The organism is Ramlibacter agri (genome assembly GCF_012927085.1).
Classification (GTDB): Bacteria; Pseudomonadota; Gammaproteobacteria; order Burkholderiales; family Burkholderiaceae_C; genus Ramlibacter; species Ramlibacter agri.
The window spans coordinates 705,963-724,121 of the sequence record NZ_JABBFX010000003.1; the positions used below are offsets into that span (position 1 = coordinate 705,963).

General features: G+C 69.7%; 20 protein-coding genes. 11 read left to right on the forward strand and 9 right to left on the reverse strand.

The annotated features are described in order from the left end of the window. Entirely contained in the window at nt 1-870 is an 870-nt protein-coding gene (locus HHL11_RS27890; RefSeq protein ID WP_169421870.1) for a fumarate hydratase, read from the forward strand. 4 nt (nt 871-874) lie between these two features. Further along, nucleotides 875-1,489, forward strand: a complete 615-nt coding sequence (locus HHL11_RS27895) for a fumarate hydratase C-terminal domain-containing protein (RefSeq protein ID WP_169421871.1) — start codon at nt 875-877, stop codon at nt 1,487-1,489. A 75-nt stretch (nt 1,490-1,564) separates the two neighbouring features. Here HHL11_RS27895 and HHL11_RS27900 read toward each other — a convergent pair whose 3' ends face one another. Genes HHL11_RS27900 through HHL11_RS27935 form a run of 8 tightly spaced genes read right to left on the reverse strand, consistent with a single transcriptional unit; the run spans nt 1,565 to nt 8,852 of the window. Further along, nucleotides 1,565-2,182 carry a glutathione S-transferase family protein gene (locus HHL11_RS27900; protein ID WP_240980446.1) on the reverse strand — a complete coding sequence of 206 codons (618 nt, stop codon included), beginning with the start codon at nt 2,180-2,182 and terminating at the stop codon, nt 1,565-1,567. Further along, nucleotides 2,182-3,411 carry a CaiB/BaiF CoA transferase family protein gene (locus HHL11_RS27905; protein WP_169421872.1) on the reverse strand — a complete coding sequence of 410 codons (1,230 nt, stop codon included), beginning with the start codon at nt 3,409-3,411 and terminating at the stop codon, nt 2,182-2,184. The genes HHL11_RS27900 and HHL11_RS27905 overlap by 1 nt, the downstream gene beginning before the upstream one ends. A gap of 2 nt (nt 3,412-3,413) precedes the next feature. Next, a complete protein-coding gene (locus HHL11_RS27910) occupies nt 3,414-4,397 on the reverse strand; it encodes a Bug family tripartite tricarboxylate transporter substrate binding protein (protein WP_169421873.1) in 984 nt (327 codons plus the stop codon). Then, nucleotides 4,394-5,056, reverse strand: a complete 663-nt coding sequence (locus tag HHL11_RS27915; RefSeq protein ID WP_169421874.1) for a flavin reductase family protein — start codon at nt 5,054-5,056, stop codon at nt 4,394-4,396. Before HHL11_RS27915 ends, HHL11_RS27910 begins: the two co-directional genes overlap by 4 nt. Further along, entirely contained in the window at nt 5,056-5,832 is a 777-nt protein-coding gene (locus tag HHL11_RS27920; protein ID WP_169421875.1) for an enoyl-CoA hydratase/isomerase family protein, read from the reverse strand. The genes HHL11_RS27915 and HHL11_RS27920 overlap by 1 nt, the downstream gene beginning before the upstream one ends. A 17-nt stretch (nt 5,833-5,849) precedes the next feature. Beyond that, nucleotides 5,850-6,806 carry a Bug family tripartite tricarboxylate transporter substrate binding protein gene (locus HHL11_RS27925; protein ID WP_169421876.1) on the reverse strand — a complete coding sequence of 319 codons (957 nt, stop codon included), beginning with the start codon at nt 6,804-6,806 and terminating at the stop codon, nt 5,850-5,852. 2 nt (nt 6,807-6,808) lie between these two features. Beyond that, on the reverse strand, nt 6,809-7,876 hold the full coding sequence (locus HHL11_RS27930) for a mandelate racemase/muconate lactonizing enzyme family protein (RefSeq protein ID WP_169421877.1): 1,068 nt from the start codon (nt 7,874-7,876) through the stop codon (nt 6,809-6,811). A gap of 1 nt (nt 7,877) precedes the next feature. Next, nucleotides 7,878-8,852 (reverse strand): Bug family tripartite tricarboxylate transporter substrate binding protein, encoded by a 975-nt coding sequence (locus HHL11_RS27935; protein WP_169421878.1) that lies wholly within the window; start codon nt 8,850-8,852, stop codon nt 7,878-7,880. A gap of 178 nt (nt 8,853-9,030) precedes the next feature. Here HHL11_RS27935 and HHL11_RS27940 point away from each other — a divergent pair, with 178 nt between their 5' ends. The 8 genes from HHL11_RS27940 to HHL11_RS27975 all read left to right on the forward strand — a co-directional run bounded on the left by HHL11_RS27940 (nt 9,031) and on the right by HHL11_RS27975 (nt 16,463). Beyond that, the gene (locus HHL11_RS27940) at nt 9,031-10,011 is read left to right on the forward strand and encodes a Bug family tripartite tricarboxylate transporter substrate binding protein (protein WP_240980447.1); all 981 of its coding nucleotides are present in this window, start codon (nt 9,031-9,033) and stop codon (nt 10,009-10,011) included. Continuing rightward, entirely contained in the window at nt 10,008-10,793 is a 786-nt protein-coding gene (locus HHL11_RS27945) for an alpha/beta fold hydrolase (RefSeq protein WP_169421880.1), read from the forward strand. The genes HHL11_RS27940 and HHL11_RS27945 overlap by 4 nt, the downstream gene beginning before the upstream one ends. Continuing rightward, nucleotides 10,793-11,752, forward strand: a complete 960-nt coding sequence (locus HHL11_RS27950) for a LysR substrate-binding domain-containing protein (protein WP_169421881.1) — start codon at nt 10,793-10,795, stop codon at nt 11,750-11,752. The genes HHL11_RS27945 and HHL11_RS27950 overlap by 1 nt, the downstream gene beginning before the upstream one ends. Before the next feature lie 12 nt (nt 11,753-11,764). Further along, a complete protein-coding gene (locus HHL11_RS27955) occupies nt 11,765-13,432 on the forward strand; it encodes a tannase/feruloyl esterase family alpha/beta hydrolase (protein ID WP_169421882.1) in 1,668 nt (555 codons plus the stop codon). Nucleotides 13,433-13,448: 16 nt separating this feature from the next. Then, nucleotides 13,449-13,946 (forward strand): cupin domain-containing protein, encoded by a 498-nt coding sequence (locus HHL11_RS27960; RefSeq protein WP_169421883.1) that lies wholly within the window; start codon nt 13,449-13,451, stop codon nt 13,944-13,946. Nucleotides 13,947-14,036: 90 nt separating this feature from the next. Next, complete coding sequence (locus tag HHL11_RS27965; RefSeq protein ID WP_169421884.1) at nt 14,037-14,501, forward strand: Spy/CpxP family protein refolding chaperone; 465 nt, start codon at nt 14,037-14,039, stop codon at nt 14,499-14,501. A gap of 20 nt (nt 14,502-14,521) precedes the next feature. After that, nucleotides 14,522-15,214 carry a response regulator transcription factor gene (locus tag HHL11_RS27970; RefSeq protein WP_169421885.1) on the forward strand — a complete coding sequence of 231 codons (693 nt, stop codon included), beginning with the start codon at nt 14,522-14,524 and terminating at the stop codon, nt 15,212-15,214. After that, nucleotides 15,198-16,463, forward strand: coding sequence for a sensor histidine kinase (locus HHL11_RS27975; protein WP_425355226.1), 1,266 nt, complete (start codon nt 15,198-15,200; stop codon nt 16,461-16,463). Before HHL11_RS27970 ends, HHL11_RS27975 begins: the two co-directional genes overlap by 17 nt. A gap of 3 nt (nt 16,464-16,466) precedes the next feature. Here HHL11_RS27975 and HHL11_RS27980 read toward each other — a convergent pair whose 3' ends face one another. Next, complete coding sequence (locus tag HHL11_RS27980) at nt 16,467-17,006, reverse strand: MarR family winged helix-turn-helix transcriptional regulator (protein ID WP_169421887.1); 540 nt, start codon at nt 17,004-17,006, stop codon at nt 16,467-16,469. A gap of 156 nt (nt 17,007-17,162) precedes the next feature. Between HHL11_RS27980 and HHL11_RS27985 the strand changes: the two genes are divergently transcribed. Continuing rightward, nucleotides 17,163-18,152, forward strand: a complete 990-nt coding sequence (locus HHL11_RS27985; RefSeq protein ID WP_169421888.1) for a Bug family tripartite tricarboxylate transporter substrate binding protein — start codon at nt 17,163-17,165, stop codon at nt 18,150-18,152. Nucleotides 18,153-18,159 lie beyond the last annotated feature (7 nt).

Genomic DNA, 18,159 nt, shown 5'->3' on the forward strand with positions numbered 1-18,159 from the left:
ATGGGCATCAGCCAGGACACGATCAAGCAGGTCACCGCGCAGCTTTACGACCGCTCGCTGCGTGGCATCCCCAAGGACACCGAGGCCGCGCTGCGCCGGGCCGACGCGGCCGAGAGCAACGAGACCGCCCGCCACACGCTGCGCATCATGCTGCAGAGCGCGGAGGCGGCGCAGCGCGAGCAGCACTTCATCTGCTCCGACGCCGGCGTGCCGGTCTACTTCGTCAAGGTCGGCGCGCAGGCGCGCTTCGACGGCAGCGTGCGCCAGGCCATCACCGATGGCTTCGCCGAGCTGGTGGCTTCGATCCAGCCGCCGCTGTTGCCGCACGTGACGCATCCGTTGACCCTGGAGCGTGGCTACCAGGGCAAGGGCATGCCCATCGTCACCTTCGACATGGTGGACGACTGCGACTACGTCGAGATCACCTGTTCGCCCAAGGCGCTGGGCTCCGGCCGCTGGGCCGCGCTGCAGATCTTCAGCTTCCCGGACCTGAAGACGATCGAGACTTTCGTGCTGGACACGGTCATCCAGGCCGGCTCGCAGCCTTGCCCGCCGGTGGTGATCGGCGTCGGCATCGGCGGCACCTTCGACTACGCGGCGAAGATGGCCAAGGAGGCTACCCTGCGCCCGATCGGCGAGAAGCATCCGGAGAAGATCGTGGCCGACATGGAGCGGCGCCTCGTGCAGGCGGTGAACCAGACCGGCTTCGGCCCCATGGGCACCGGCGGCGACAGCACCGCGATGGCGGTACACGTGAACTACTGCGCCGGCCACGGCTTCACGCCGGTGGCGGTGGCCTTCAACTGCTGGATCAACCGGCGCACCAAGGCGCGGCTGTACAACGACGGCCGCGTCGAAACCCTGGAGTGATGCGATGGCTGTCCAGGAACACCGCCTGAACTTTCCCTTGAGCGAAGCCGACGCCCGCCGCCTGCGCGCCGGCGACCTGGTGACGCTCGATGGCGAGATCGTCGTCACGGCCGGCATGCCCACGCACGAGCGGCTGCTGCGCTGCCTGGACGGCGACGAGCCGCTGCCCATGCAGTTGCAGGAAGCCTCGGTCATGCACCTGGGGAGCTACAGCCGCGAGGCGGATGGGCGCTTCGAGGTGCTGTACATCAACCCGACGACCAGCACGCGCTTCAATCCCTTCATGCCGCGTCTCTTGCGTGGCTTCCGCTGGCACGCCGTGGGCGGCAAGGGCGGGCTGGATCGCGCCTCGGCCGAGGCCTTGCAGGAAGTGGGCGGGGTCTACCTGTCCTTCCTCGGTGGCGGCTGCACGCTGCTGTCGCATGCGATCGAGGAGGTGAGGCAGGTGGGGTGGAGCGACATGCTCACGCACTACCGGCTGGTGCGCCTGAAGGTGAAGGGGCTGGGGCCGACCACGGTCGGTATCGATGCGCAGGGCCGCAGCCTGTACGACGACGAGAAGGCGGCGGCGCAGGCGCGCCGCGCGGCGATCATTGCGCAGATGGACGCCGCGCGATAAACCTTCGTCATTCCCGCGAAGGCGGGAACCCAGGGCGCCCTGGGCCCCCGCCTGCGCGGGGTGACGAACGCGGATTCAGCCGTCGATCGGCTCCGTCGCCTGGAAAGAAGGACGCTGCATCAGCTCCGCATGCCAGGCTGCAAGGCGAGGCGTGATCGCGCGCCAGCCCAGCGCATCGAAGCGGTAGTCGATGTAACCCAGCGCGCAGCCTACCGTGATGGGGCCGATGGAGAAGGGCGCTGCGCGCAGTGCATCGGCTTCCGAATCCAGCAGCGCCAGCGAGGCGCGCACCTTCAGCTCGAAGGCATCGAGCAGGCCTTGCAGCGGCTGCGCGCGTTCGCGCTCGTTGCGCCACAGGATCAGCGCATCGAGCAGGCCGTCGCCGAAGGCGTGCCAGCGCAGCGCCTGCCAGCGGTCCTCGCCTTGCTGCGGAAACAGCTTGCCGCCGGCGAGCGAGTCGAGGTATTCGCAGATGACGACGGAGTCGAACAGCACCGTGCCGTCCGGGCGCACCAGCGTCGGGATCTTGGACAGCGGGTTGGCGGCCATGATCGTGGGATTCGGCTTCAGCATGGCCGCCACCGAGCGCACCAGCTCCAGCCGCGGCACCACGCCCAGTTCGTGGGCGCAGACCATCACCTTGCGCACGTAGGGCGACTTGGGGGACCAGTGCAGGACCAGCTTGTCGTTCATCAGATCACCTCCGCGGCGCGCAGCGCCTGAATGTCGGCCGCGCCGTAACCCAGTTCGGCCAGGATCGCGTCGCTGTGTTCGCCCAGCAGCGGCGGCGCCGAGCGGATCGGCAAGGCATCGCCATCGAAGCGCATGGGGCTCGCCACCAGCGGCACGTCCACGCCGGACGGGTGCGGCACCCGGCGCAGCATCTCGCGCGCCTTCACCTGCGGCTCTTCGAACACTTCGGCCACGCTGTTGATCGGGCCGCAGGGCACGCCGGCCTGGTCCAGCGCGGCGATCAGGTCTTCGCGCTTCCAGGCGTCGAAAGCTTCGCGCAGCAGCGCCGACAGTTCGGCGATGTTGCGCACGCGCTGCGCGTTGGTGGCGAAGCGCGCGTCGGCCGCCCATTCGCTCTTGCCGAAGACCTGGCACAGCTTGGCGAACTGGCCGTCGTTGCCGACGACCAGGATCACGTCGCCGTCGGCGCAGGCGTAGACGTCCTGCGGCTGGATGTTGGGGTGCGCGTTGCCATTGCGCCGCGGCACCTTGTCGCTCACCAGGTAGTTCATCGCCTGGTTGGCGAGCGTCGCCACCTGCACGTCCAGCATCGCGATGTCGACGTAGCCGCCCAGGCCGGTCTCGTTGCGGCGCGCCAGCGCGGCCAGCACGGAGACGGCGGTGTACATGCCGGTCATCAGGTCGACGATGGGCACGCCCACCTTCTGCGGGCCGCCGCCCGGCTTGCCGTCCTTCTCGCCCGTTACGCTCATGAGGCCGCCCATGGCCTGGATCAGGAAGTCGTAGGCGGGCTGGTCGCGGCGCGGGCCGGTCTGGCCGAAGCCGGTGACCGAGCAGTAGATGAGGCGCGGGTTGACCTTGCGCAGCGAGGCTTCGTCCAGGCCGTAGCGCGCCAGGGTGCCGGCCTTGTAGTTCTCCAGCACGATGTCGGCGCGCCTGGCCAGCTGGCGCACGATCTCCTGGCCTTCGGGCTTGTCCAGGCTCAAGGTGATGGAGCGCTTGCCGCGGTTGACGGCCAGGTAGTAGCCGGCTTCCTTGGTGTCGTTGCCGTCGGCGTCCTTCAGGAAAGGCGGGCCCCAGCTGCGGGTGTCGTCGCCGGCGCCGGGCCGTTCGACCTTGATGACTTCGGCGCCCAGGTCGGCGAGGATCTGGCCGGCCCAGGGCGCCGCCAGGATGCGGCTCAAGTCCAGGACCTTGACGTGCGAAAGCGGTCCGGGTTGCGTGTTCATGGCTATTTCTCTTCGAGGAGGCCCAGCGTGCCGAGCAGCTGGCGCATGGCGGCCTTGTCCTGCTGCACGAAGGCGGTGGTCTGCGCGGGCGACAGGTTGATCTGCTCGGCGCCCTGGCTGGCGAGCACCTTCTGCCATTCGGCGTCGCCGCTCACGTCAGCGAAGGCCTTGCGCATGGTTTCGATGATCTGCGGCGGCGTGCCCTTGGGCGCGGCCAGCGTGTACCAGGTGGCGGTGGCCGTGTTGCCGTAGCCGGCTTCGGCCAGGGTCGGCACGCCGGGCAGCAGCGGCGTGCGCTGCGCGCCGCCGTAGGCCAGGGCCTTCAGCTTGCCTTCGGCGATGAAGGGGCGCGTGGCGGCGAGGTTCAGCATGCCCAGCTGAACCTGGCCGCCCAGCACGTCTTTCAGCGCGGGCGCGGCGCCGTTGTACGGCACGTGGGTGATGCGGATCTTCGCGGCCTGCGCAAACGCTTCGGCGCCCAGGTGCGTCGCACCGCCGGTGCCGGCGGAGGCGTAGTTCAGCACGCCGGGCTCCTTGCGTGCGAGAGCGATCAGCTCCTGCAGGCTGTTGGCCGGAACCGAGGGGTTCGCTACCAGCACGTTCGGCTGGCTCGCCACCACGGCGATGAAGGCGAAATCGGCGATGCCGTCGTAGGGCACTTTCTGCATCAGCGGCGTGACCACGTGGCCCGCGGAAGTGCTGATCAGGAAGGTGTAGCCATCCGGCCTGGCGCGGGCGACGAAGCCGGTGCCGATGGTGGCGGCGCCACCCGGCTTGGCATCGACGATCACGGTCTCGTTCAGGCGCTTCGAAAGCTGCTGCGCGAGCGCGCGCGCCATCGTGTCGGCAGGACCGCCGGCGGCATAAGGATGGACCAGCGTGATGGTGCGGGCAGGCCACGCTTGCTCGGCGTGGACGGCAGGCAGCGCAGCGAGCGCAGCCAGCGCGAGCAGCGCGCGGCGCCTGGCGAGGGAAGCGAACTTCATTTTGTCTCCGGGTTCGGGGCCCAGCCTTCGCCGCCGGGCGGCTTCTGCAGCATGGGCCGATGGAAGATTTCGCCGAGGCCGGCGTAGAAAGGGCCGCCCAGGCGCGCGAGCGGGCGCAGCGCAACCGAGTCCACGCGCTTGCCGTCGTACACCTTGTCAGAAAGATGGAAGGCGACGACTTCGCCGATGTACAGGGTGTTGATGCCGCGGCCCAGGGGCACGACCTGGTCCAGGCGGCATTCCATCTGCACCGGCGAGCTGGCGATGCGCGGCGCGCGCACGTGCCTGCTCGGGAGCAGGTCTATGCCGAGCACTTCGGTTTCGCTGACCTCGGGCCCGAACTCCTGGGCGCTGCGGTGCATCACCTCCATGTCGGCTTCGGTGGCGACGTTGACCACGAACTCGCGGGTGGCCACGATGTTGCGCGCCGTGTCCTTGGTCGCGCTGGTGCCGGGCCGCTTGGCGATATTGATCGCCAGCATCGGCGGGCTGGTCGCCACGTAGTTGAAGGAGCTGAAAGGCGCGGCGTTCACGCGGCCCTGTTCGTCGATGGTGGTGATCCAGGCGATGGGCCGCGGCACCACGCAGCCCACCAGCAGGCGGTAGGCGGTTTCGGTGTCGAGGGCCTCGCCGTCGACCAGCTGGAAGTTGCCGTGCATCAGCGCCCCGTGAACACCGGCGGGCGCTTTTCGGCGAAGGCGAGTTGCGCTTCCTTGGCGTCTTCGGTCTTGGCGATCTGCGCCGTCATGTCCTGCTCGTAGCGGTAGCCGTCGCGCAGGCTCATGTCCTCGATGGTGTTCAGCGTGTGCTTGAACATGCGGGTGGCGATGGGGCTCTTGGACGCGATGCTGCGGGCGATGGACATGGCCTTCGGCATCAGTTCCTCCGCCGGCACGCAGGCTTCGACCACGCCCAGGCGATAGAGCTCTGCGCCGTCGATGCGGGTGCCGGTCAGCGCCATGAAGCGCAGGCGCGAATGGCTGAACAGGCGCATGGCGTGGCGGCCGCCACCGAGCAGGCCGACGTCCACTTCCGGCATGCCCAGCGAGGCCTTTTCGGACGCGACGAGGATGTCGCTGGAAGCGGCCATCGCCAGGCCCGAACCGAGCGCGGCGCCGTTGATGGCCACCACCACCGGCTTGGCGCATTCGCGGATGGCGTGGAAGCATTCGCGCGTGCGGCGCGAGTGGGCCGGCAGGTCGCCGGGGCCCTTGATCACGTCCTTGCGGCCCTTCAGGTCCGCGCCGGCGCAGAACACCTTGCCGGCGCCGGTGAGCACCACGGCCCGCACTTCGTCCATCTCGGAGATGCGGTCCAGGGCCAGGGTCAGTTCGTCGTTGAGCGTGCGGGTCAGGGCGTTGACCGGCGGCGCGTTGAGGGTCAACGTGGCGACGTAGTCCTCGATCTGGACTTGCAGCTGGGTCAGGTCATTCATTGGCGATGTCTCCGGAATCAATCGAGCTTGGCGCCCGACACTTCGATCACTTTCTTCCACTTGGCGGCTTCGCTGCGCACCAGTGCCTGCATCTGCGCCTGGGTGCTGCCCTGCGGCAGCACGCCGCTGGCGATCAGCTGGTCGCGCACTTCGGGCGTCTGCAGCACCGCGTTGATTTCGCGGTTGAGGCGGTCGACGATGGCTTGCGGCGTATGCGCCGGCACCGAGATGTAGTTGACCGGCGCGGCTTCGTAGCCTTTCAGCTGTTCGGCGATGGGGGGCACGCTGGGCAGCAGCGCCGAGCGCTGCGCGGTGGCCACGCCCAGGGGCCGCAGGGTGCCGGCGTCGATGTAGGGCTTGTAGACGACGATGCTGTCGATGGCCGCCTGCACCTGGCCGGACTGCAGGTCGGTCAGCGCCAGGCTGGTCCCGCGGTAAGGCACGTGCAGCAGGTCGATGCCGGCCATCTGCTTGAACAGCTCGCCGGCCAGGTGGCTGCTGGCGCCGACGCCGGCGCTGGCGAAACTGGCCTTGCCCGGATGCGCCTTCACGTAGGCAATGAATTCCTGCACGGTGCGGGCCGGCACGTCCTTGTTGACGACCAGCACGTTGGGCACCACGGCCACTTCCGACACGGGGACGAGGTCCTTCTCCGGGTCGTAAGGCAGCCTGGACATCAGGAAGGGGTTGGCCATCTGCGGGCCGGGCGTCGTGTACAGCAGCGTGTAGCCGTCCGCCGGCGCCTTGGCGACGATGTCGGCGCCCAGGGTGGCGCCGCCACCCGGCTTGTTGTCCACGACGATGGGCTGGCCCAGGCGCTTGGCCAGCGGCGCGGCCACGGCGCGGGCGACGAGGTCGGCGCCGCCGCCGGGCGTGAAGGGCACGACCAGCCGGATAGCATGGTTGGGGTAGTCCTGGGCCGCGGCGGCGAAAGCGCTGGCGGCGAGCAGGACGGAGGAAACGATCTTCTTCATCTTCAGTGCTGGTAGGTCACGCCGCAGCCGGGGCCTGCGGGCAGGCGCAGGCGGCCTTGGTGTGCGGGGAGCGGCGTGAAGGGATCATCGCGCAGGTGCAGGTGCTCCGACAGCTCGCAGGCATAGGGCAGCTTGCGCACGACGCAGGCGGTCTGCAGGCTCATGGACTGCAGCAGCGCGGGGCCGAAGGCCGCGCCCATGCGGCAACCCACTTCGCCGGCTTCGCAGATGCGCAGGGCCTGCAGGAAGCGGCGGATGCCGCCCAGGTTGGTGATCTTCAGGTTGATGACGTCGCAGGCGCGCTCGCTGACGAGGCGGAACACGTCGCGCACGCTCTGCGCGGCTTCGTCCGCCTCGATCGCGACCGGCAGCGTCTGCGTCAGAAGCGCCAGGCCGGCGAAGTCGGCGGCCGGCACCGGCTGCTCGATCAGCGCGATGTCGTAGCGCTCCATGCGCTTGAACGCCGCGATCATCTGCTTGGCGTTGTACGACTGGTTGGGGTCCAGGGTCAGCGCGACGCTTTCACCGGCGGCCGCTCGCACGGCGGCGATGCGCTGCACGTCGAGGTCGGTGTCGCCGGACAGCTTCAGCTTCAGTTGCCCGTAGCCTTCGCCGGCCAGGCGCTCGGCCAGCGCTGCCATCTCCTGCGGCGACTTGATCGGCAGGATGCGCGAGAGGGCGACCTCGTCGCGCAGCTTGCCACCCAGCAGCACGTGCACCGGCACGCCGAGGCGGCGCGCCAGCAGGTCGTGCAGGGCCATGTCGATGGCGGCCTTGACCGTGGGCTGGTAGGCCAGGGTGGCGTCGATCTCCTCCATGGTGGCGGCGAGATCGTCCAGCCCGCGCCCCACGAGGCGCTGCGACAGGAATTGCAGGCCGGCCTCGGCGCCGGCGCCGTGCGTGGAGATGGCGGGGATGGCATGGCAGTAGCCCAGGCCTTCGTTGCCATCGTCATCGCGCAGGCGCAGCACCCAGCCTTCCAGCTGGGGCACCTGCGCGCGCGCGAACTTCCACTGCGGGTCGGCCAGCGCCTGGAGGGAGGGCTGCAGCGTGGCGGAGGTGACTTTCATCTCACTCGAGGGTGATCTTGGCCTTGGCGATGATGTCCTTCCACTTCGCCGATTCAGCGTGCATCAGCTTCTGGTACTCGGCGCCGGTGGAGGTGATGGGCTGCGCGCCCTGCTGCACCATCAGCTGCTTCATGTCGGGCGAGTTCACGGCGGCCACGGCGGCGTCGTGCAGCTTGGCGGCAATGGCGGCCGGCATGGCCTTGGGCGCGATCAGGCCGTAGGTGGTTTCCATCATCACGCCGGGCAGGCCCTTTTCCTTCATCGTCGGGACGTCGGGCAGCTGCGGCGCGCGGGTGCCGGCGGCCACGGCCAGCGGCTTCACCTGGCCGGCCTTCACGAAGGGCAGGATCGGCAGCAGGTCCACCATGGCGGCCTGCACTTCGCCGGCCACCACCGCGGTCAGGGCCGGGGCAGCGCCCTTGTACGGCACGTGCAGGATGTTGACGCCGGCCTGGTCCTTGAAGATTTCCATGCCGATGTGGGGCGTGGTGCCGGGGCCGGCGGAGCTGTAGCTCAGCTTGCCGGGGTCGGCCTTGGCCTTCTTCACCAGCGTGTCCAGCGAGTCGATGCCGGACTTGGCGTTGACCACCAGCACGCTGGGGATCTTGGCGACCAGGCTCAGGTACTGGATGTCGTCCAGCGTGTAGCTGGTCTTCATCAGGTTGGGCATGCCGGCCAGCGGGCCGGGTGCGACCAGTGCGAAGGTGTAGCCGTCCGCGGGCGCCTGCACGGTGGCCGCGACGCCGATGGCGCCGCCTGCGCCGGCGCGGTTGTCCACCACCACGGGCTGGCCCAGCGTAGCGCTCATCTTGGCGGCCAGCAGGCGCCCGATGGCGTCGGTAGGGCCGCCGGCGGCGTAGGGCACGATCAGCTTGATGGGGTGCGTGGGCCAGGCGTCGGCCGCGGAGGCGGCGAACAGGGGAGCCGCCAGCGCGAGGGCGAGGCTGGCGGAAAGGATGCGGCGGGAACGTGACATGCTTCGGGGTCTCCTTGTTGTTCGAGTCTAGGACCGCCCCCGCGCGCGAGCCATGCCCGGAATGCGCAAGGCTGTTATGCAGCCGGCGTGCCGGTTCCGGCAAGGCAGCCATGCGGGCCGGCGCATAGCCGGGCGCCGGCGCACTGGGTAGAGTGCGCGCCAACAAGGAGACATGCGCATGCATTCGCGCCCCAACCGCCGCGCCGCCCTGCTGGCCGTGGCCGCCGCTACTTTCGCCCCGCTGGCCGCGCGCGCTGCCGGCTTTCCCGACAAGCCGCTGCGCATGGTCGTCCCCTTTCCCGCCGGCGGCGCCGCCGACCTGATGGCGCGCGGCCTGGCCCAGCACCTGGGCGAGGCGCTGGGCCAGCAGGTGGTCATCGACAACCGCGGCGGCGCCGGCGGCACCGTGGCGGCGGAGCTGGTCGCCCGGGCGCCGGCCGACGGCTACACGCTGTTCTTCGCCACCATGGGCACGCAGGCGATCAACCCGGCGCTCTATCCGAAGCTGCGTTACGACCCGCTGAAGGACTTCGCGCCGGTGGCGCTGACCCACATCACGCCGCGCGTGCTGGTGGTCGGCCCCTCGGTCCAGGCGCGCAGCGTGGCGGAGTTCATCGCGCTGGCCAAGGCCAAGCCGGGGCAGGTGACCTATGGCTCGGCCGGCAACGGCAGCTCCAGCCACCTGTCGGGCGCGCTGTTCGAAAGCATGGCCGGCGTGAACATGGTGCACGTGCCGTACAAGGGCAGCGCGCCGCTGCTGACGGACCTGCTGTCCGGCCGCGTCGACGCCACCTTCGACTCCTTCACCGTGTACGAGGAATACATCAAGACGGGCCGCGTGCGCGCGCTGGCGGTGACCTCGCGCACGCGCATGGCGGCGCTGCCGCAGGTGCCGACGCTGGCGGAGGCGGGGCTGACGGGCTACGAGGTGTCCAACTGGCTGGGCCTGCTGGCGCCGGCCGGCACGCCGCGCGAAGTGGTGGCCAAGCTGCACGAGGCCACCGTGCGCGCGATGGCGGACGCGCCCATGAAGCGCCAACTGACGGCCCTGGGCATCGAGCCATTGACCTCGACGCCCGAGGAGTTCGCCGCGTTGATCCGCAGCGAGATCCCCAAGTGGGCCCGCATCGTCAAGGCCTCCGGCGCGAAGGTCGAATGAGCCGGCGGCGCGAACTGCTGGCGCTGGGGGATGCGCGCATCGACGTGATCGTCGAGGGCGCGGGGCCTGCCATTGTGCTGCTGCCGTCCTCGCTGCGCGATTCGGAAGATTTCGACGCGCTCGCCGAACTGCTGGCGGCGCAAGGCTTCCAGGTGCTGCGCCCGCAGCCGCGCGGCATGGGCCGCAGCAGCGCCCCGCCGGTTGGCATGACCTTGGAGACACTTGCCGACGACGTGGCTGGCGTGATCTCGCAGATGGTCCAAGGGCCGGCGGTGGTCGTCGGACATGCCTACGGACACTGGGTGGCGCGCATCACCGACCTGCGCCATCCGCAACACGTGCGTGGCGTGGTGGTGCTGGGCGCGGCCGCGCGCCAGTTCCCTGTCGGCATGGCCGAGGCGCTGGCTGTTGCCTCCGATCCGTCCCAGCCCGAAGACGAGCGCCTCGCCGCGCTGCGCCTGTGCATGTTCGCGCCCGGCAACGACCCGCGGCCCTGGCTGCAAGGCTGGCATCCGCAGTGGCGCGCCGCTTACCGGCAGGCCGCGCAGCATCCGCCCAAGGAGCAGTGGTTCGGCCGCGGCAACGCGGCCTTGCTGGACCTGCAAGGCGCGCAGGATCCCTGGCGGCCTGCGGCTACGCGGCGCGAAGTGGCCGACGCGCTGGGCGCGAAGGTGACGGTGCAGGAGATCGCCAACGCCAGCCATGCCCTGGTGCCCGAGCAGCCGCAGGCCATCGGGGCCGCCGTGGCCGCCTGGGTGCGCGGGCTCGATAATCCGGCTTGATGCACAAGCCCAAGGCCTCCGACTTCGCACTGGACATCACGTCCGACCTCCAGAAGTGGCGCTCGTTCGTCGCCATCGGCGAGCTCGGGAGCCTGACCCGCGCGGCGCTGTTCCTGGACAGCAGCCAGTCCTTCCTGAGCCGGCAGGTGAACGCGCTGGAGCGCGAATGCGGCGCGCGCCTGTTCAACCGCACCGGCCGCGGCGTGGAGCTGTCGGAGGTGGGGCAGCGCCTGTTCCCGCAGGTGAAGCTGCTGCTGGAACAGGCCCAGGCGCTGGAGCACGACATCCGCGCCGACCTGCGCGAGCCGGTGGGCACGGTGACGCTCGGCTCGCTGCCTTCGATCGGCACCATTCTCATCGGCCGCCTGTTCACGGCGCTGCGCACGGAATACCCGGGCGTCAACCTGAAGGTGCTGGAAGGCTCCAGCGGCCAGGTGGAGGAGTGGCTGACCGACGCGCGCGTCGATATCGCCATCCTGTACCGCTACACGCCGACCCTGCCGGAGCAGGAAGAGGCGCTGGCCACCGTCGACAGCTACCTGATCGGCGCCAAGGGCGACCGCCTCACCAGCGCCGGCTCGGTCCCTTTCGCCAGCCTCGACGGCCTGCCCTTCATCCTGCCCGGCGTGCCCAATGGCCTTCGCACCGCGCTCGATGCCGGCGCCCGCCATGCGCGCATCGCGCTGACGCCGGTGATCGAAGCCGACTCGCTGCCGCTGCAGAAGCAGCTGACCGCGCAGGACGGCCTCTACACCGTGCTGCCGCTGCACGCCGTGTGGCAGGAGGTGCAGGAAGGCAAGCTGCAAGCCGCCCGCATCGTCGACCCGCACTTCCAGCGCACCGTGGCCATGGCTTTCTCGAAAGCCAAGGGTCCGTCGCGCGCCGTCACCGCCGTTTCCACCTTGGTCGTGCGCATCGTCGGTGAGATGGCGCGGCAGGGAATGTGGCTGGTGAATTGACCCGGAGATCCCTTGCGAGCCTTTTTCATCCTGGCTGCCGCCCTGGCGGCGAGCAGCGCCTTTGCCGCTCAATCGAAATTGCCCTGCGCCTCGCTTGCGGGCCGCGACATTCCGGCAAGCGCGATCGGCCTGCCGACTTCGGGCGCGACCATCACTGCGGCCGCCCTCGTTGCTGCCGCACCTGAGACCATTGGCGACAAGGCGGTCGTGCATGCGCTGCCCGAGTACTGCCGGATTCTGGGAACCATCCGGCCAGTCGATCCCGCAGCTCCGCCGATCCGCTTCCAGCTGAACGTGCCGACCGCCTGGAACGGCAAGACCATCCAGGTCGGCGGCGGTGGCCTGAACGGCAGCATCCCGGCCAACCTCGCGGCCATCACCAGCAGCAGTTCCCCCATCAGCGGCGCCTTCCCGCCCGATGCGCCTTATCCGCTCGCGAGCGGCTACGCGATGTTCGGCGGCGACTCGGGCCACCAGGAACCAGGCCTCACCGCGACCTGGGCGCTGAACGACGAAGCCTGGCTGAACTTCGCGCACGCGGCGCTGAAGAAGACGCATGACGCTGCCTTCGCCATCATCGACGCGCTGTACGGCAGCCGGCCCACCGTGAGCTACTTCATGGGCCAGTCGCAAGGCGGCCGCGAGGCGATGGAAGTGGCGCAGCGCTACCCGGACGACTACGATGGCGTGGTCGCCACCTCGCCCCTGATCGGCTATTCCGCGCACGTGATCCACAAGACCATGCTGGCGACCCTGCAGGCCGGCGCCGGCTGGATCCCGCCGGCCAAGTACGGCGCGATCCAGGGCGAGGTGATGCGCCAGTGCGATGCGCTCGATGGCCTGCAGGACGGCGTGATCGGCAACTACCTGGGCTGCGCAGCGCTGTTCGACCCGCAGAAGGTGGCGCAGCCCTATGCCGCAATCCGTTGCGCCGACGGCGCCGAGACCGGCAACGCCTGCGTGTCCAATGCGCAGATCGCGACCTTGAACCGCATGCACGCGCCGCTGCGCTTCGGTTTCGCGCTGGCCAACGGCTGGACCGAGTTCCCCGGCTACGAACTGGGACGCGAGGCCATGCCCGGCTGGCTGGCGCTGCAGCCGCAGCCTTCGCATGCGGCGCAGCCCGCGCTGGGGCAGCCCGGCGCCACGGTGAGCTACGGCATCCTGAAGGATCCGGCCTTCAACCTGGTGGACTTCGCCATCCCGCAGTTCCGCGAGCGCATCGTGGCGGCTTCGGCACTGATCGACTCCACCAACCCGGACCTCACGCGCTTCTTCGCCCGCGGCGGCAAGTTGATCATCAAGGCGCAGGGCTCCGACTATGCGTCGAACCCGCACATCGTGATGCGCTGGTACGACCAGGTGGTGGCCCGCTTCGGCCAGGGTGAAGTGGACCGGCACGTGCGCTTCTACATGCTGCCCAATGGCGACCATGGCGGCTCGGTGCGCAGCACCGCGTCCAGCGAGCCGGTGCCGCAATACGTGGACCTGGTCCGCATGGCGACGGACTGGGTGGAGCAGGGTGCCGTGCCGCCCGATGCGCCGGTGCTGCGCGCGATGGCGGCGCTGCCGCCCTATGCGGTCAGCGCGACGCGGCCGCTGTGCCGCTATCCGCTGTACCCGCGCTATGTCGGCAGCGATGCGAAGAGCGCGGACAGCTTCCGCTGTACCGCACCCTGAGGCGCACAATCGTCCCATGACCTTGACCCTCACCCTGCTGGCCACGCAGATCCGCGAAGTCCTCGCGCAGGCGGACACGCCTGCCAGCCGCGAGCGCGTTGCCGCCATCCTGGCGGCGGCGCTGGCCGACCGGGAGTTCGTCGCCGCGCAGTTCGCCACCGAGGTCGGCGCGCGCAAGCTGCTGCATGAAGACCCGCTCGGTTTCTGCATCGCGGCCCACGAATTCCCCGGCGCGAAGGTCGGCCCGCCGCACGACCATGGCCCGTCCTGGGCGATCTATGGCCAGGCCGAGGGCGAAACGCTGATGCGCGACTTCGAGCAGGTCGCGCCCGGCCAGGTGCGCGAAACGCGCCGCTACCTGATGCGCCAGGGCGACGTGCACGTGTACAACGAAGGCGATATCCACGGGCCCAGCCGCACCGCGCCGACGCGGCTGCTGCGCATCGAGGGCCGGAACCTGGCCGGCCTCCCGCGCTCTCGCTTCGAGGTGGCGGGCGACAGCCCGGCCGTCTGAGAAACAAAACGACATAAAGCGAAACCCGCCGGCGATGACCCGGCGCGGCGCGGGCGCGACGATCGAGGCTCCCTTCCCCCTGGAGCCTTCATGAAACCCTGGAAAACCGTTCTCGGCGTCATCGGCGCCGTCGTCGCGCTCGGCGCCTTCTCCGGCTGCAGTTCCTACCGCGGCGGCCACGGCGGCTGGAACGCCACGCCGGAGCAGCAGGCGAAGCACCGTGAGCACGTGGTGGAACGTGTCGCCTCGCGCCTGGACCTGAACGAGGCGCAGAAGGCGAAGCTGTCCGACTTCCTGGCCAGGATGCAGGCCGAACGCGCGGCCGCCATGGCCAGCCAGCAGAGCCCGCGCGCGCAGATGCTGGCGCTGGTCAGCGGCGACAAGTTCGACCGCGCCGGCGCGCAGGCCTGGATGTCCAAGACGGCCGCGGCGCTGGAGACGCGCAGTCCGGCGGTGATCGCCTCGCTGGCGGACTTCTACGACAGCCTGGATGCCACGCAGCAGGCCAAGGTGCGCGAGTACCTGCAGCAGCGCCGTGGCTGGCGCCGCGGCTGAGCGCAGGCCACAATCCGCGCATGCCGCGCATCCTGCTGATCGACGACGACGCCGCTTTGGGCGAGCCGCTCGCCGCCTACTTCGGGCGCTTCGAACTGCAACTGAGGCAGGCGCTGCGCCCGAGCGAGGGGCTGGCGCTGCTGCGCCGCGAGCGCTTCGACGCCGCGATCCTGGACGTGATGCTGCCGGAGCAGGACGGCTTCGCGCTGTGCCGCGCCATCCGCGCCGAGAGCGACATCCCCATCGTCATGCTCACGGCGCGCGGCGAGGTGATGGACCGGGTCGTCGGCCTCGAACTCGGCGCCGACGACTACCTGCCCAAGCCCTTCGAGCCGCGCGAGCTGGTGGCGCGCCTGCAGACCGTGCTGCGGCGGCGCGGGCCGGCCGCGGCCGGCGACGGGCGCCTGCGCTTCGAGGGCCTGCTGATCGACCCGGTGACGCGCAGCGTGCAGCGGCAGGGCGAGGCGGTGGAACTCACCAGCACCGAATTCGAGTTGCTCCTGCTGCTGGCGCGGGAGCCGGGCAAGGTGTTCGGCCGCGACGACATCCTGAACCGCCTGCGCGGGCACGAGGCCGAGCTCTACACGCGCGCGGTCGACATCCTGGTCAGCCGGCTGCGACGCAAGCTGGAGCCGCTGGCCGCCATCAAGACCTTGCGCAACGCCGGCTATGCGCTGGCGCTGCGCCCTGCCGGGAGTGCGCTCCTTGGCTGAGGCGCGCTGGCCCTCGCGCACGCATAGGCGCATCCGCCATTCGCTGCGGGCGCGGCTGGTGCTGCTGTTCCTGTTGCTGGCGCTGGGCATCACCGGCGCCTTTGTCTTCGGGATGCAGTCCGCGCTGGGCAGCGGCTGGCGCGAAGCCGTGCGGCCCTTGCTGGCGGACTACGTCGACCGCCTCGCCGCGGAAGTCGGCGACCCGCCCAGCGTGGAGCGGGCGCAGGCGCTGGTGCAGCGGCTGCCGGTGACGGTTTCGATCGCCGGGCCGCGCGTGAACTGGAGCAGCCGCCCGGATCTGCACGAAGCTCACTGGGGCGCGCGTGAATCGCTGCTCTCGCGCACCACGGCCGATGGCCACCGCGTCACCTTCGGCCTGAGCGTGCTGCCCTGGCAGGACCGGCCGCGCCGCATCGGCTGGTACACGCTGGCGACGGTGCTGCTGTTCACGTTGCTCGCTTATCACGCCGTGAGTCGCATGCTGCGGCCGCTGCGGGACATCAGCGCCGGCGCGCGGCGCTTCGGCTCGGGCGAGTTCGGCCAGCCGATTCCCTTGCGGCGGCGCGACGAACTGGGTGTGCTCGCGGCCGACGTCAATGCGATGGCTGCCAGCATCCACCAGATGCTGGAGGCGAAGCGTGCGCTGCTCCTGGCCATCAGCCACGAGCTGCGCAGCCCCTTGACGCGCGCGCGCTTGAACACCGAGCTGCTGCCCGAAGGCGGCGATCCGGGTGCGCGGCGGCAGGCACTGATGCGTGACCTGGAGGAGATGGCGACCCTGGTGAGCGACCTGCTGGAAAGCGAGCGGCTGGGGCAGGGCCACGCGGCGCTGCATCGCGAGACCACGGATCTCTGCGCCTTGCTCCAGTCGGCGGACGCCGATGTCGAATGCGATCCGGACCTCCCGCTGCTGTTGCTGGATCCCTCACGGATCAAGCTGCTGCTGCGCAACCTGCTCGATAACGCGCGGCGGCATGGCGGCGGCACTCCCCAAGTGCGTGCCACGCGTGAAGGTTCGGACGTCCTGCTGACGGTGCGCGACTTCGGCCCCGGCGTGCCCGAATCCGCGCTGGAGCAACTGGCCGAACCCTTCTTCCGCCCCGACGCCGCACGCGCGCGCGAAACCGGCGGCGTCGGCCTCGGCCTCTACCTGTGCAAGCTGGTGGCGCAGGCGCACGGCGGCAGCTTCACGCTGCGCAATGCGAAGCCGGGGTTGGAGGTGCGGGTCACGCTGCCGCTGGCAGGCTGACCCTCACTCCTCCCACGCGCTGTCCTCATCCTGCGGCCCGCACAGCGACTGCAGCCGCCGCAGTGCGCCGTAGATCACGCGGCGCTCGTCCGCCGACAGGTGGCCGATCATCTCCGCCTGCCGCTTGCGCGCGATGGGCATCACCTGGTTGTACAGCTTCAGCCCCTGCGGCGAGACGAAGCAGGTGACCTTCTTGCGCGAGCCAGCGCCCTCGCTGACGGTCTTCACCAGGCCGCGCTCCTGCATGCTGCGCAGCATGCGACTGAGCTGGCCCTTGTCGGTGGCGGCGGCCACCACCAGGCGCGAGAAGGGGATTTCGCGCGCATGGGCCAGCACCGACAGGATGCGCCACTCCGCCATCGACAGGCCGAACTCCCTGGCGTAAGGCAGGGTGACGTGCCGCTTCAGCGCGTTGCCGGTGTTCACCACCAGCGTGGTGAGGAAGTCCGGCACTTCGAGCCCGTGCCCGTCCGCGGCCAGCTTGTCCCAGGGGGAGGGCTGCTTCAGCGAATCGGCGCGGGTCTTGGGTGCGGAGGCTTTCATGGACGGCCGAATTGTTCCACAGCCGAAACAGGCCCTCGACACGTCCCACCGGCGGAACAAAGCCAAGCCCGGTGCGGGGGATTTATGTTGATTTCTCAACAGAAAAGTTAGGATGCGCCGGCGCGACTTTCAAACCATTCATTGATCGGAGACAACATGCGCATGACTCGACGCGTTCTCGCCACCTCTGCCCTGGCCCTGGCGGCCGCCTTCAGCGGCGTGCACGCCCTGGCCGCCGACGCGGCCTGGCCCACCCGGCAGATTTCCATCATCGTGTCCTACCCGCCGGGCAGCGACACGGACGCGGTCGCGCGCATGCTGGGCGAGAAGCTGTCGCAGCGTTTGAACCAGCCGGTGATCATCGACAACAAGCCCGGTGCGGGCGGCACCATCGGCAACACCTTCGTGGGCCGCGCGGCGCCGGACGGCTACACGCTGCTGTTCACGCCCAATCCCTTCACCACCGCGCCGATGGTGATGCGCCTGCCGGCCGCGTCCAGCTACGACGTGCTGAACGGCTTCGAGCCCATCATCCAGGTCGGCACGCAGCCGCTGGTGCTGGTGGCCAACCCGGGCGCCGGCGTGAAGTCGGTGCCGGAGATGATCGCCGCCGCCAGGTCCGGCAAGCAGCTCACCTACGCGAGCCCGGGCGCCGGTTCGCCGATGCACATCCTGGGCGAGTGGCTCAACCACGATGCCGGCGTGAAGATCCAGCACGTGCCCTACAAGGGCGTGGCGCCCTCGGTCAACGACGTCGTCGCCGGCCACGTCAACACCGCCTGGGTCACGCTGGGCGTGGTCGCTCCCTATGTCGCCGCCAACAAGCTGATCCCGATCGCCATCGGCGATGCCAAGCGCTCTTCGCTGGCGCCCAACGTGCCCACGCTCGCGGAGCAGGGCTACAAGGACGTCGTGGTCGGCGCCTGGAACGGCTTCTTCGCGCCCAAGGGCACGTCGCCGGAAGTGGTGCGCATGCTCAACACGCACCTGAACGCGATCCTGAAGCAGCCCGACGTGGTGGCCAAGCTGGCGACCTTCGGCACACTGCCGGTCGGGGGCTCGCCCGAGGTGCTGAAGGAAACCAATGCCACCGAATACAAGGTGATGGGCAAGGTGATCCGCGACCTGGGCATCTCGGCGGACTGAAAGAGAG